The organism is Xanthomonas bonasiae, from assembly GCF_017163705.1.
In the GTDB taxonomy this organism is placed as follows: domain Bacteria; phylum Pseudomonadota; class Gammaproteobacteria; order Xanthomonadales; family Xanthomonadaceae; genus Xanthomonas_A; species Xanthomonas_A bonasiae.
Genome location: NZ_JAFIWB010000031.1, coordinates 20850 through 33618, shown reverse-complemented (window position 1 = coordinate 33618; position 12769 = coordinate 20850). Strand labels below are relative to the sequence as shown.

Annotated in this window: 11 protein-coding genes and 1 tRNA gene; 8 read left to right on the top strand and 4 right to left on the bottom strand. The window is 70.0% G+C overall.

Annotated features, from left to right (window positions below; genetic code table 11):
• Positions 1-11: 11 nt before the first annotated feature.
• On the bottom strand, positions 12-752 hold the full coding sequence (locus JR064_RS20200) for a metallophosphoesterase family protein (protein ID WP_191827007.1): 741 nt from the start codon (positions 750-752) through the stop codon (positions 12-14).
• A gap of 3 nt (positions 753-755) precedes the next feature.
• Entirely contained in the window at positions 756-2288 is a 1533-nt protein-coding gene (amaB, locus tag JR064_RS20195) for an L-piperidine-6-carboxylate dehydrogenase (protein ID WP_206230919.1), read from the bottom strand.
• Between the two features lie 164 nt (positions 2289-2452).
• Here amaB and JR064_RS20190 point away from each other — a divergent pair.
• The 7 genes from JR064_RS20190 to thrC all read left to right on the top strand — a co-directional run bounded on the left by JR064_RS20190 (position 2453) and on the right by thrC (position 9530).
• Positions 2453-2529: transfer RNA gene (locus JR064_RS20190), tRNA-Arg, on the top strand.
• Between the two features lie 438 nt (positions 2530-2967).
• On the top strand, positions 2968-3261 hold the full coding sequence (locus JR064_RS20185) for a hypothetical protein (RefSeq protein WP_338123910.1): 294 nt from the start codon (positions 2968-2970) through the stop codon (positions 3259-3261).
• Between the two features lie 197 nt (positions 3262-3458).
• Positions 3459-3581, top strand: coding sequence for a hypothetical protein (locus tag JR064_RS23260; protein ID WP_277420391.1), 123 nt, complete (start codon positions 3459-3461; stop codon positions 3579-3581).
• A gap of 430 nt (positions 3582-4011) precedes the next feature.
• Entirely contained in the window at positions 4012-6519 is a 2508-nt protein-coding gene (gene thrA / locus JR064_RS20180) for a bifunctional aspartate kinase/homoserine dehydrogenase I (protein ID WP_206230917.1), read from the top strand.
• Positions 6516-7484 carry a homoserine kinase gene (locus JR064_RS20175; protein ID WP_206230916.1) on the top strand — a complete coding sequence of 323 codons (969 nt, stop codon included), beginning with the start codon at positions 6516-6518 and terminating at the stop codon, positions 7482-7484. Before thrA ends, JR064_RS20175 begins: the two co-directional genes overlap by 4 nt.
• A gap of 308 nt (positions 7485-7792) precedes the next feature.
• On the top strand, positions 7793-8251 hold the full coding sequence (locus JR064_RS20170) for a hypothetical protein (RefSeq protein ID WP_206230915.1): 459 nt from the start codon (positions 7793-7795) through the stop codon (positions 8249-8251).
• Positions 8229-9530: a threonine synthase gene (gene thrC / locus JR064_RS20165; protein ID WP_206230914.1), complete on the top strand. Its 1302-nt coding sequence runs from the start codon at positions 8229-8231 to the stop codon at positions 9528-9530. Before JR064_RS20170 ends, thrC begins: the two co-directional genes overlap by 23 nt.
• 103 nt (positions 9531-9633) lie before the next feature.
• Here the strand turns inward: thrC and JR064_RS20160 are convergent, their stop codons facing one another.
• The gene (locus JR064_RS20160; RefSeq protein WP_206230913.1) at positions 9634-9954 is read right to left on the bottom strand and encodes a hypothetical protein; all 321 of its coding nucleotides are present in this window, start codon (positions 9952-9954) and stop codon (positions 9634-9636) included.
• A gap of 344 nt (positions 9955-10298) precedes the next feature.
• Positions 10299-10964 carry a Crp/Fnr family transcriptional regulator gene (locus JR064_RS20155; RefSeq protein ID WP_179565575.1) on the bottom strand — a complete coding sequence of 222 codons (666 nt, stop codon included), beginning with the start codon at positions 10962-10964 and terminating at the stop codon, positions 10299-10301.
• Between the two features lie 200 nt (positions 10965-11164).
• Here JR064_RS20155 and hisS point away from each other — a divergent pair, with 200 nt between their 5' ends.
• The gene (gene hisS, locus JR064_RS20150; RefSeq protein WP_206230912.1) at positions 11165-12568 is read left to right on the top strand and encodes a histidine--tRNA ligase; all 1404 of its coding nucleotides are present in this window, start codon (positions 11165-11167) and stop codon (positions 12566-12568) included.
• Positions 12569-12769: the final 201 nt, after the last annotated feature.

Below are 12769 nucleotides of genomic sequence, written 5' to 3'. Positions count from 1 at the left end.
CCGTGCGCCGTTCATCGGCGCGTGCGGCCGTGGCGCAACGCGTACGCCCACTCCGGCTGGCCGTTGCGTTCGGCCTGCAGCGCGGCGCTGGCGTGGTCGTAGTCGACCGCCAGCAGTTGCGCGTCCCAGCGGCCCTGCGCGCATTGCAGGATCGCGTAGCGCGCCTGCGGCGTGCCGGTTTCCACCCGGTACGGCTGCGGATGCGCCTCGGCGTAGGCGGGCAGCCCGATGCTGCCCGGATTGCACAGCAGCCGCCCGTCGTCCAGGCGCAGCGTGCGCGGCACATGGCTGTGCCCGCACAGCACCAGCGGCGCCGGCGGCGTATCGCCGAGCCGTTCGCGCACGCGTTGCGCGCTGGCAGGCAGCAGGTGCGGTGCAGCCAGGTCGTCCAGCAGCCAGCACAGGTCGTCGTGCGGGGTGCCGTGGCACAGCAGCGCCTGCGGCAGGGACAGGGTCGGCGGCAGTTCGTCCAGCCAGCGCCGCTGCGCCGGCGTCAGCTGCGCATGCGCGTAGGCATCGCTGGCGCCCATCGCCGCGGGCGCCAGCTCGCATAGCTGGCGCTCGTGGTTGCCGCGGACCGTGGGCAGCGCCAGCGGCATGAGCCGCTCGGCGGTCTCGCGCGGCCACAGCGGACCGGAGACGATATCGCCGAGGTTGACGATCCGCTCCACGCCGCGCCGCCCGATATCCGCAAGCACCGCCTCCAGCGCGGGCAGGTTGCCGTGGATGTCGGACAGGGCGGCGATGCGCATCGCTTACAGGTCGAACTTGATGCCCTGCGCCAGCGGCAGCGAGTCGGAGTAGTTGATCGTGTTGGTCTGCCGGCGCATGTACACCTTCCACGCGTCCGAGCCGGATTCGCGACCGCCGCCGGTGTCCTTCTCGCCGCCGAACGCGCCGCCGATCTCCGCACCGGAGGTGCCGATGTTGACGTTGGCGATGCCGCAGTCGCTGCCGGCCGCCGACAGGAACTTCTCCGCCGCCTTCAGGTTCTGGGTGAAGATCGACGAGGACAGGCCCTGCGGCACGCCGTTCTGCATGTCGATGGCCTCGTCCAGGCTGCTGTACTTCATCACGTACAGGATCGGCGCGAAGGTCTCGTGCTGCACCACGTCGTCGCCGTTGTGCAGGCCGGTGACGATCGCCGGCAGCACGAAGTTGCCGGGGCGGTCCAGCGCGGTGCCGCCGGTCTCGACGGTGCCGCCGGCGGCCTTGGCCTTCTCGATCGATGCCAGGAACTGCTCGACCGCGCCGCGGCTGTTCAGCGGCCCCATCAGGTTGGCCGGGTCGGTGGGATCGCCGATCTTGCCTTCGACCTGCTTGTAGGCCTTGAGCAGCGTCGCCAGCACGGTGTCGTAGATCGATGCGTGCACGATCAGCCGGCGCGTGGTGGTGCAGCGCTGGCCGGCGGTGCCGACCGCGCCGAACACGATGCCGGGGATCGCCAGCTTCAGGTCGGCGCTCTCGTCGAGGATGATCGCGTTGTTGCCGCCCAGCTCCAGCAGGCAGCGGCCCAGGCGCCGCGCGCACTTCTCGGCGACGTTGCGCCCGACCTGGGTCGAGCCGGTGAAGCTGATCAGCGCGATGCGCTTGTCTTCGACCAGGGTTTCGGCCAGTTCGGTGCCGGCGTCGTTGATCAGGAAGAAGATGTCCGGGAAGCCGGCATCGCGCAGCGCGTCGTTGCAGATCTTCATCGATGCGATCGCGGTCAGCGGGGTCTTGTTGGACGGCTTCCACAGGCAGATGTCGCCGCAGATCGCGGCCAGGAAGGCGTTCCACGCCCACACCGCGACCGGGAAGTTGAACGCGCTGATGATGCCGACCAGGCCCAGCGGCTGGTACTGCTCGTACATGCGGTGGCCGGGGCGCTCGGAGTGCAGCGTGTAGCCGTACAGCATGCGGCTCTGGCCGACCGCGAAATCGGCGATGTCGATCATCTCCTGCACTTCGCCGTCGCCTTCGGGCTTGCTCTTGCCCATTTCCAGCGCGACCAGCGACCCCAGCGCGTCCTTGTGCCTGCGCAGCGCATCGCCGCAGAGCCGCACCGCCTCGCCGCGGCGCGGCGCCGGCGTGGTGCGCCACACCTTGAACGCGGCCTGCGCGCGGGCCACCACGGTCTCGTAGTCCTGCGCGGTGGTCGCCTGCACTTCGGCGATGACTTCGTTGCTGGAAGGATTCAGCGGTTGCAGCACGCCGGCGCCGGTGGCCGTGGACCACTCGCCGTTGCCGAGATAGGTGCCGGAATTGGACGCGGTCAGGCCGAGCGCCTTGAGCAGGTCAGCGGACATGGAATCTCCTGGGGTTCGTTGCGACAGGGAAGGCGACCGCAGGCGGGGGACGCGGGACGCGATTAGCCCGCAATTTTAGCAGACCGGGCGGGCCCGGCCGCATCCGCCGCGCGCCGCGGCGGGCTTGGCAAGCGCGGCGATCGTGCGACAATGCGCCCGGCCAAGGCCCCGTAGCTCAGCTGGATAGAGCGGTCCCCTCCTAAGGGACAGGTCGTGCGTTCGAATCGCGCCGGGGTCACCACCGCAGTGGGCATGTGGGCAAGCGCGGCGAATCGCCGATGCCGGTAGTGCATGCAGGCACTGCCTTCGATGCTGCGACATGGCAACGGCCGTCACGCCGCTGCCGCCCATGCTGCGCCGTCCTGGCCTAACACCGTCTACACCCCTCGTCGACGCCGGCTGAGCGCCTCGCTCCGTAACCTGCACCACGTCCGCCAATGCAGGAGCGGATGCCGACGCGGTGCCGGCTCCTGCATGGCTGGATGTGCGACGACGGGTTTGCCCTGTTGCAGCTTGCGGCCGCCTGAATCGGCCGCAGCGCCGCATCGTCATGCGGTCTGGCTGCGTGTCCACATCCCGGATGGCGGGCTCCACCTCGTTCCGACCGTCGAAGGCGGCCGTGTTAACCCACCCGCGAATGCGAAGCAGGAGTAACCCAATGAATAGAGCCTTGAAGCTTGTGTTGATCGGTTCGATGCTGGCGGCCTTGGCCGCTTGCCATCGCGATGGCGACAAGAACGCGCAGGACCAGAACGCCTCGACGCCGCCAGCGGCGGCCGACGGTAGCCCGGCGGGCGGCAACAGCGCACCGGCCACCGGTACCAGCGGCGACGCCACCGGCACCGCGACCGGTACCGATCCGAGCCAGACGCCCCCTCCGGTGACGCCCACCACGCCCACCACCGATCCGCAATCGCCCACCAGCGATCCGCAGCAACAGCAACAGCCGCCGGCGGACAATCAGCAGCATTGACGAAGGTGCAAGGCGCGCGGACGAAGAATCCGCGCGCCTTGCGCGATCTCCGACCTCGGGTGCCTTGCGGTCCATTGTCCGCTACCGGAACCGCGCGGTCGAAGGGCATAGCCACGCCACTGAACACAACGCAACCGCACGCCGTTTTTGTCGTTCCGAACATGAGCCCGCACAAACGGTTTTCTACAGTGCGGCGCATGAATCCCGTCTTCGCTGCGCTCGGCATGATGCTCCTGACCGTAGTCGCGCTGATCGCGTCCGAACTGTCCAGGATGGTGGACAAGATCGTGGAATGGTTGCGCCAGTCGGCGAAGCCGTGACGATCGACCTGGCGGCGTGGCAAGTCTGACCACTTGGCTCGGCTACCGCGCCGGTAAGCGCTTGCCGCAGTGCCGCTGGCGAAACTTCTGCCGCCACGGCGTCGGATAGTAACTTTTGCAACGGATCCATCCGGGTGCGACGCGCATGCTGCCTTGCGGCACACAACGCTTGACAGCACCCCGGCGCATGATGTCCTCTTGCGCCCATGCCCCACGTTCTCGCCCTCGTCACCAGCTTCGTGCCGCCCGCGCTTCGGCGTCCGGCCGCGTGCTGCGCGGGCATTACCACCGGTATTACCACCCACACCATTCGCCCGGTGCGGCCCGTCGTTTTCGCGTAACTGTCGAAACCCACGGCCCCGCACCCGGATCAGGATGCGGGGGAACCCGTCGGCCTGATGCGAGCGGGGCCTCCACTCCGAGGTCTCCCATGCCGTCCCCCGCCGTCGCTTCCGCTCCCGCCGCAGACCCCGCGCTCGCCGCGCGCACCGTCGTCCACAAGTTCGGCGGCACCTCGGTGGCCGACGCCGAACGCTATCGCCATGTCGCGCAGTTGCTGCTGGCGCGCCCGGAAACCCTGCAGATCACCGTGGTCTCGGCGATGAAGGGGGTGACCGATGCGCTGATCGGGCTGGCCGAACTGGCCGCCAGCGAGAACAGCGACTGGCGCGAACGCTGGCACGAGACCCGCGCGCGGCACCGCGCCGCGGCGGTGTCGCTGCTCGGCGAGCATGCCGGCGTCACGGTGGAATGGCTGGATGCGCGCTTCGACCATCTCGCCGAGATCCTCGGCGCGCTGGCGGTGATCGGCGAACTGCCGCGCGAGGTGCTGGACCGGGTGCAGGGCCTGGGCGAGGTGTATTCGGCGCAATTGCTCGGCGAGCATCTGCGCGCGCTGGGCGAGGATTGCGCGGTGCTGGACGCGCGCGAGGTGCTGGTGGTGGATCGCGGCGAACTGGGCGTGGACGTGGATTGGGAGGCCAGCGCGGCGCGCCTGTCGACGTGGCGCGCGCAGCATCCGCAGCAGCGCGTCGTGGTCACCGGCTTCGTCGCCCGCGACCGCGCCGGCCGCATCACCACGCTGGGCCGCAACGGCAGCGACTACTCCGGCGCGATCTTCGCCGCCCTGTTCGATGCCGACGAACTGCATATCTGGACCGACGTGGACGGCGTGCTGTCGGCCGACCCGCGGGTGGTGCCCGAAGCGGTGCAGCTGGAAACGCTGAGCTACGACGAGGCCTGCGAGCTGGCCTATTTCGGCGCCAAGGTGGTGCATCCGCAGACCATGTCGCCGGCGATCGAGCGCGGCCTGCCGATCATCATCCGCAACACTTTCCAGCCCGAACATCCGGGCACCCGCATCACCGCCAGCAGCGCCAGCAGCGGCCCGATCAAGGGCCTGACGCTGAGTCCGGACCTGGCGGTGCTGAACCTGGAGGGCACCGGCCTGATCGGCGTGCCCGGCACCGCCGAGCGCGTGTTCGCCGCGCTGCGCAACGCGCGGGTGTCGGTGGTGATGATCTCGCAGGGCTCCTCGGAGCATTCGATCTGCTGCGTGGTGCGGCAGAACGAATGCGAGCGCGCGCGCGACGCGTTGCTGTCGGCGTTCGCGCACGAGCTGGTGGTCGGCCAGGTGCAGCGGGTGCAGCTGACCACCGGCATCAGCGTGCTGGCCGCGGTCGGCGACGGCATGGCCGGGCAGCCGGGCGTAGCCGCGCGCCTGTTCGAATCGCTGGGCCGCGCCCAGGTCAACATCCTGGCGATCGCGCAGGGCTCGTCGGAACGCAACATCTCGGTGGCGATCGACAGCGCGCACGCGACCAAGGCGCTGCGCGCCGCGCACGCCGGGTTCTGGCTGTCGCCGCAGACCTTCTCGGTCGGGGTGATCGGCCCGGGCAACGTCGGCGCGGCGCTGCTCGACCAGCTGCGCGTGGCGCAGCCGCAGTTGCTGGCCAAGGCCAACCTCGACCTGCGCCTGCGTGCGATCGCCTCGCGCAGCGCGATGCGCCTGGAACCGCGCGCGATCGGCGGCGACTGGCGGCAGGCCTTCGCCAGCGGCCAGCAGCCCACCGACCTGGACGCGTTCACCGCGCACCTGCTGTCGGCGCACCTGCCGCATGCGGTCATCATCGATTGCAGCGGCAGCGCCAATGTCGCCGACCGCTACGCCGACTGGCTCGCCGCCGGCATCCATGTGGTCACCCCGAACAAGCAGGCCGGCGCCGGGCCGCTGGCGCGCTTCCATGCGATCCGTGCCGCCGCCGAGAGCAGCGGTGCGCGCTTCCGCTACGAGGCCACGGTCGGCGCCGGCCTGCCGGTGATCACCACGCTGCGCGATCTGGTCGATACCGGGGACGAAGTGACCGCGATCGAGGGCATCTTCTCCGGCACCCTGGCCTGGCTGTTCAACAAGTACGACGGCAGCGTGCCGTTCTCGCAACTGGTCACCGATGCGCGGGGCATGGGCTATACCGAGCCGGATCCGCGCGACGACCTGTCCGGCACCGACGTGGCGCGCAAGCTGGTGATCCTGGCGCGCGAGGCCGGGCGCGAGCTGAGCCTGGAGGATGTGGCGGTGGAGAGCCTGGTGCCGGAAGCGCTGCGCCAGGCCAGCGTGGAGGATTTCATGGCGCGGCTGCACGAAGTGGATGCGGCGTTCGCGCAGCGCCTGCAGGCGGCCAGGGCGCGCGGCTGCGTGCTGCGCTACGTGGCGCAGCTGGCGCCGGACCGCGCGCCCAGCGTCGGCCTGGTGGAATTATCGGCCGAGCATGCCTTCGCCAACCTGCGCCTGACCGACAACGTGGTGCAGTTCACCACTCGCCGCTATTGCGACAATCCGCTGGTGGTGCAGGGCCCCGGCGCCGGTCCGGAAGTCACCGCCGCGGGCGTGTTCGCCGACCTGCTACGGGTGGCGGCGGGCGAGGGCGCGCGGCTGTGAGCCAGGTGCAGACCTCGCTGGCGCCGCACGCCGCCGCCCGCGCCTTGCCGCGCGAGGCGCGCGCGTTCGCGCCGGCCTCGGTGGCCAACGTGGCGGTGGGCTTCGACCTGCTTGGCTATGCGGTGGAGGGCGTCGGCGATACGGTGACCGTGCGCCGCATCGACGCGCCGCTGGTGCGCATCGCCGCGAGCCGCGGCACCACGGTGGCGTTGCCGCTGGAGGCCGCGCGCAACACCGCCGGCGCGGCGCTGATCGCGCTGCGCGAGGCGCTGGCGCTGCCGTTCGGCTTCGAACTGGAGATCGACAAGGGCATTCCGCTCAGTTCCGGCATGGGCGGTTCGGCGGCGTCGTGCGTGGCGGCGCTGGTGGCGGCCAATGCGTTGCTGGACGCGCCGTTGTCGCGCGAGCAGCTTTATCCGTATTCGCTGGAGGGCGAGGCGGTGGCCAGCGGCAGCCGCCACGGCGACAACCTCGGCCCGATGTTCCTGGGCGGGCTGGTGCTGTCCACGCTGCAGCGGATGGTGCCGGTGCCGGTGCCGGCGGCCTGGCACAGCCTGCTGGTGCATCCGGACGCGGTGCTGGAGACGCGCCGCGCGCGCGAGGCGCTGGCCGGCGACTACCGGCTCGGCGAGTTCGTGGCGCAGAGTTCGAATCTGGCGCTGGTGCTGGCGGGGTGCTACGCGGGCGACGAGCAGTTGGTACGCGTCGGCTTGCGCGACGTGCTGATCGAGCCGCGGCGTGCGCCGCTCATCGTCGGTTTCGATGCGGCCAAGGAAGCGGCGCTGGCGGCGGGCGCGATGGGCGCGAGCATTTCCGGCGCCGGCCCCAGCGTGTTCGCCTGGTTCGCGACGCGCGCGGCGGCGGAGGCGGCTGCGCCGGCGGTGCAGGCGGCGTTCGCGGCGGCCGGCTTCGACAGCCAGCATTGGGTATCGCCGCTGCAGTGTCCGGGCGCCCGATTGCTGTAGCGGCGCGTAGCCGAGCTGTTGCTGTTGCTGTTGTTGTTGCTTTCGGGGTTGTTTTTGCTGTTGCTTTTGCTGTTGCCGTACCGGGTTCCCTTCCGAAGCGGCGGCCATGGCGGGGAAAAACCCCGAAGGGGCGGCGCACATGGATGTGCGCCGTTCGCGGCAGGGGCAGGATGCCCCTTCCGCGAATCCCCGTCATGGACGCGGACCCGGAGCGCGCAGCGCGGAGGGCGCTCGGCAGGGCGCGCTTTCTTTTGGTTACTTTTCTTTGCGCGAGCAAAGAAAAGTGACTCGCCGCAAGGCGAAAGCCTTTGCCTTTGCCTCTGCTTTTGCTTTGGTTTGAAGATTCAAAGCAAGAGCAGGAGCAAGAGCAGGAGCAGGAGCAGGAGCAGGAGCAAAGCTTCCGCTGGCGCGGGTCACTTTTCTTTGCTTGTGCAAAGAAAAGTAACCAAAAGAAAGCACACCCGGGCGGCGCGCCCGCGCTACGCGCGGGTCCGCAAGCAGGATGGGAATTTTCGGAAGGCACATCCATGTGCCTGCCGAAAACGACGCGCATCCTGCGCGTCGCCCCCTGCGGGGGTTGTACCCATCCTGCTTGCCGCGCCTCACGGGAGATCGAAAAGCAAAAAAAGCAACAGCCGAAGCAAGGGCAGAGCAACAACAAGAGCAACGACAAGAGCAGCAACCAAGCAGTGCCACAGTCACGGATGACAGTGCGATCGAATTCCCCCTGCCGATGGAACCACCATGAACTTCATTTCCACCCGTAATGCCGCGCCCGCCGCCAGCCTCAGCCAGGCCATCGCCGCCGGCCTGGCGCCCGATGGCGGGCTGTACGTGCCCGAGCGCATGCCGCCGGTGCGCGAGCTGCAGGCCGGCGCCAGCCTGGCCGAGACCGCGGCGACCCTGCTGGCCCCGTTCTTCGACGGTGACGCGCTCGCCGCCGAGCTGCCGGCGATCTGCGCCGAAGCCTTCGATTTCGATGCGCCGCTGCAGCCGCTGGCCACGCCCGGCGACCACGCGCTGGAGCTGTTCCATGGGCCGACCGCCGCGTTCAAGGACTTCGGCGCGCGCTTCCTCGCCGCCTGCCTGGCCCGGCTGCGCCGCGATGCCGCCACGCCGCTGACCATCCTGGTCGCCACCTCCGGCGACACCGGTGCGGCAGTGGCCGCCGCCTTCCATCGCCAGCCCGGCCTGCGCGTGGTGGTGCTGTATCCGGACGGGCGCGTGTCGCCGCGGCAGGCGCACCAGCTGGGCTGCTTCGGCGACAACATCCAGGCGCTGCGCGTGGCCGGCTCGTTCGACGACTGCCAGGCGCTGGTCAAGCAGGCCTTGAACGATGTCGAACTGCAGGCGCAGGCGCCGCTGAGTTCGGCCAACAGCATCAGCCTGGGCCGCTTGCTGCCGCAGATGAGCTATTACGCGCATAGCGCGCTGGTGCATTACGCCGGGCGCGCGCAGCCGCTGAACCTGGTGGTGCCGACCGGCAACCTCGGCAATGCGCTGGCTGCGATCCTGGCGCGCGGACTGGGCGTGCCGCTGGGGCGCATCGTGCTGGCGACCAACGCCAACCACGTGCTGCCGGACTACTTTGCCGGCGCCGACTACGCGCCGCAGCCCAGCGTGGCCACCGTGGCCAATGCCATGGACGTCGGCGCGCCGAGCAATTTCGAGCGCCTGCGCTGGCTGTACCGCGGCGACGATGCCGCGCTGCGCGCCCAGTTCCAGTCCTATTCGGTGGACGATGCGCAGATCCGCCAGCTGATCGGCGAGCGCTTCCGCCGCTACGGCGAGGTGCATTGCCCGCATACCGCGACGGCGTTGCACGTGTTGCAGCAGATCCGCGCCGAGGGCGCGGAGGCCGATGCCGGCGATTGGGCGGTGGCGGCGACCGCGCATCCGGCCAAGTTCGAGGCGGTGGTCGAGCCGCTGATCGGTCAGCCGGTGCCGGTGCCGCCGGCGTTGGCGGCCTTGTTGCAGCGACCGGCGCACGCCGAGCCGATCGCGCCGGACTACGCGGCGCTGCGCGCGCGCCTGTTGGCCGGCTGAGTGAGATCTGCCGCCGCCTGACCCGGCGGCGGCGCCGCTGTCCGGGCCGCCGCGCCGCCGCCTGCGTCCCGCGCGCACCGTGGCGCGCGGTCCGGGGCGCAGCTCAGTCCTGATCCTGCGGCTGCAGCCGCAACCAGGCGGCCTGCACCACGCTGCGCACCTGCAGCCAGTCCAGCCGCGAGCGGGGATGGTCGCGCAGGAACACGTCGCGCAGCTGCGGGGCGACGTCCTCGAAGCGCTGGCCGTGGTACTTCAGGTAGGCGTCGTAGGCCAGTTTCAGCGCCGGCTCGTAGTCGGTGAACGCATGCCCGGGCTGATGGAACGGAGCCTGGGCGAAATGCGCCTTCCAGAAGTCCAGTTCTCTTTCGCGATCCAGCATCACGCAGGCGCGGGGGTCTTGCGGCACATCGATGGCGACGAACATGGTTGCCCTCCCGTTGGTTCCCCCCTCCGGCACCGCGGCGCCGCCGCAGGTGTATCGCGGCGCAAGTCTATGCCCGCGCGCGTGGCAAGGCATGGCTCGGGTCTGAAGCATTCACGGAGACGTCGCCGGGCGGCGTTCGCGCCGATCCGGAGGCGTCGGCTCGCTCGGGTTGTCCACCAAGGCGCAATCTGCGTCGGCAGCCCAAAGCGTTCGCGGGCGGGCACGGCGGGTTGTCCACAGCGGATGTGGAGCGTTGCCCTGGAAACCTGTGGATAAGTCGGTGCGGCCCCGGTGGTGCAAGGTGTAGACAGGGGCTGGCGAAAAAAACGCCGCCGTCGCCCTGCTCAGTCCTCGTCGGACGCCAGCCGGTGCAAGGCGGCGAAGTCACGGATCTCGACCACGTGCAGCTGCGGCAGCGCGATCAGGCCTTGCTGGCGCAGCTTGGTGAAGGTGCGGCTCACCGTTTCCATGGTCAGGCCCAGATGGTCGGCGATGTCGCCGCGGCCCATCGGCAGGGTCACCTTGTTGCCCGAGTCGCCCTGGCGCGCCGCGCGTGCGGCCAGTTTGAGCAGGAAGTCGGCCAGCTTCTCGGACGGCTGCAGCCGCGCCAGTGCCAGCGCCGCGTCCTGCGCGGCGTCCAGTTCCAGGCAGGCGCGTTGCAGCAGCTTGCGTTCCAGCTGCGGGAACTGGCTGCGCAGCTGCTGCATCTGCGCCACCGGGACCCGGCACACGCGGCTGTCGGCGATGGCTTCGATGTCGTGGCGGTGCTTGGCCGATTCGCTGAGCCCGACGTAGTCGCCCGGCAACACGAAGCCGGCCACCTGGCGGCGGCCGTCGGCCAGCGTGCGCACCAGGCGCAGGGCGCCGGCGGTGACGGTATAGACCGCCTGCCGCGCTTCGCCGGTGCGGGCCACGGTGGCGCCGGCGGCGTAGGCGTGCGAGGTGGTCGCCCGTTCCAGCGCCTGCACCTCGTCGCAGGCCAGCGCCGAACAGATCGCCAGGTGCCGCACCGCGCAATGCAGGCATTCGTGCGCACGCGGATCCCGTGCCGCGGCGGGCTCGGCATAGGGCAGGGCGAATCCGGAAGGAGGCCTGGTCATGGGCGTGGCAGCGGCGTCGGCACCGGAGAATGATACGACGATGCGGCCGCCAGCAGTCGGTGCGGCTAGAATTGGCGTCCGCTCGCCCCCGAATCGCAGGAGTTTTGCACGTGATCAAGCCCCGTACGCCGCCCGGCATCATGGAATTGCTGCCGCGCGAGCAGATCGCGTTCCAGCGCATGCTGGACGTCATACGCCGCAACTACGAGCGGTTCGGGTTCCTGCCGGTGGAGACGCCGGTGTTCGAACTGTCCGACGTGCTGCTGACCAAGTCCGGCGGGGAGACCGAGCGCCAGGTGTACTTCGTGCAGTCCACCGGCGCGCTGGCCAACGCTGCGGCCGACGCCGGCGGCGAGGGCGGCTTGCCGGAGCTGGCGCTGCGCTTCGACCTGACCGTGCCGCTGGCGCGCTACGTGGCCGAGCACGAACACGAGCTGAGCTTCCCGTTCCGCCGCTACCAGATGCAGCGCGTGTACCGCGGCGAGCGCGCCCAGCGCGGCCGTTTCCGCGAGTTCTACCAATGCGACATCGACGTGATCGGCAAGGATGCGCTGAGCATCCGCTACGACGCCGAAGTGCTGGCGGTGATCCACGCGGTGTTCGCCGAACTGGGCATCGGCGCGTTCGCGGTGCAGTTGAACAACCGCAAGCTGATGCGCGGCTTCTTCGAGAGCCTGGGCGTGGCCGAGGGCGAGCGCCAGCTGGCGGTGCTGCGCGAGGTCGACAAGCTGGACAAGCGCGGCGCCGACTACGTGCGCGAGACGCTGGCCGGCGAAGGCTTCGCGATCCCGGCCGAGCAGGTCGAGCAGATCCTGGCCTTCGTCGCGGTGCGCTCCAGCGGCCACGACGACGCGCTGGCGCGGCTGGATGCGCTGGCCGCGGCGGCCGCATCGAGCGCGACGCTGCGCGAAGGCGTGGCCGAGCTGCGCGAAGTGCTGGCCCTGGTCAAGGCGCTGGGCGTGCCGGAAACCGCGTACTGCCTGAACTTCTCCATCGCCCGCGGCCTGGACTACTACACCGGCACCGTCTACGAGACCCTGCTGACCGACTATCCGCAGATCGGCTCGATCTGCTCGGGCGGGCGCTACGAGGACCTGGCCAGCCACTACAGCAAGTCCAGGCTGCCGGGCGTGGGCATCTCCATCGGCCTGACCCGCCTGTTCTGGCAGCTGCGCGAGGCCGGGCTGATCGACGGCATCGCCTCCAGCAGCGTGCAGGCGATGGTGGCGCTGATGGACGAGGCCAAGCTGGACGACGCGCTGGACATCGCCCGTCGCCTGCGCGCGGGCGGGATCAATACCGAAGTGCAGATGGAGCCGAAGAAGGTCGGCAAGCAGTTCCAGTACGCCGCGCGCGCCGGCATCCGCTTCGTGGTGCTGGCCGGCGACGACGAACTGGCGCGTGGCGTGGTCGCGGTCAAGGACCTGGTGCGCGAGCAGCAGTTCGACGTCGCCCGCGACGAACTCGCCAGCACCCTGCTGGTCGAGCTGGAGCAGGCCAAGGTCATGCCCTGAGCGGGCCGGCAGGGCCGGGGATGGCGCAGCCTGGACGGGCGCGCCGCATGTCCCTTGTGGGAGCGACTTCAGTCGCGACGCGGATGACCAGAGCCTGCCGCCACTGAAGCCGCTCACGCAACGGCGAGCGCAAGGCGCGTTCGCTGTTGCAACCAGGCGTTCCCGTGGCGGCGACCTAAGCGGTGCGTGCACCCTTGGCCG

What these genes read in the sequence shown, in the direction of transcription:
- JR064_RS20200 (WP_191827007.1), bottom strand. Translation starts at nt 752, where the DNA reads ATGCGCATCGCCGCCCTGTCCGACATCCACGGCAACCTGCCCGCGCTG.
- thrA (WP_206230917.1), top strand. Translation starts at nt 4,012, where the DNA reads ATGCCGTCCCCCGCCGTCGCTTCCGCTCCCGCCGCAGACCCCGCGCTC.
- JR064_RS23260 (WP_277420391.1), top strand. Translation starts at nt 3,459, where the DNA reads ATGAATCCCGTCTTCGCTGCGCTCGGCATGATGCTCCTGACCGTAGTC.
- thrC (WP_206230914.1), top strand. Translation starts at nt 8,229, where the DNA reads ATGAACTTCATTTCCACCCGTAATGCCGCGCCCGCCGCCAGCCTCAGC.
- JR064_RS20160 (WP_206230913.1), bottom strand. Translation starts at nt 9,954, where the DNA reads ATGTTCGTCGCCATCGATGTGCCGCAAGACCCCCGCGCCTGCGTGATG.
- amaB (WP_206230919.1), bottom strand. Translation starts at nt 2,288, where the DNA reads ATGTCCGCTGACCTGCTCAAGGCGCTCGGCCTGACCGCGTCCAATTCC.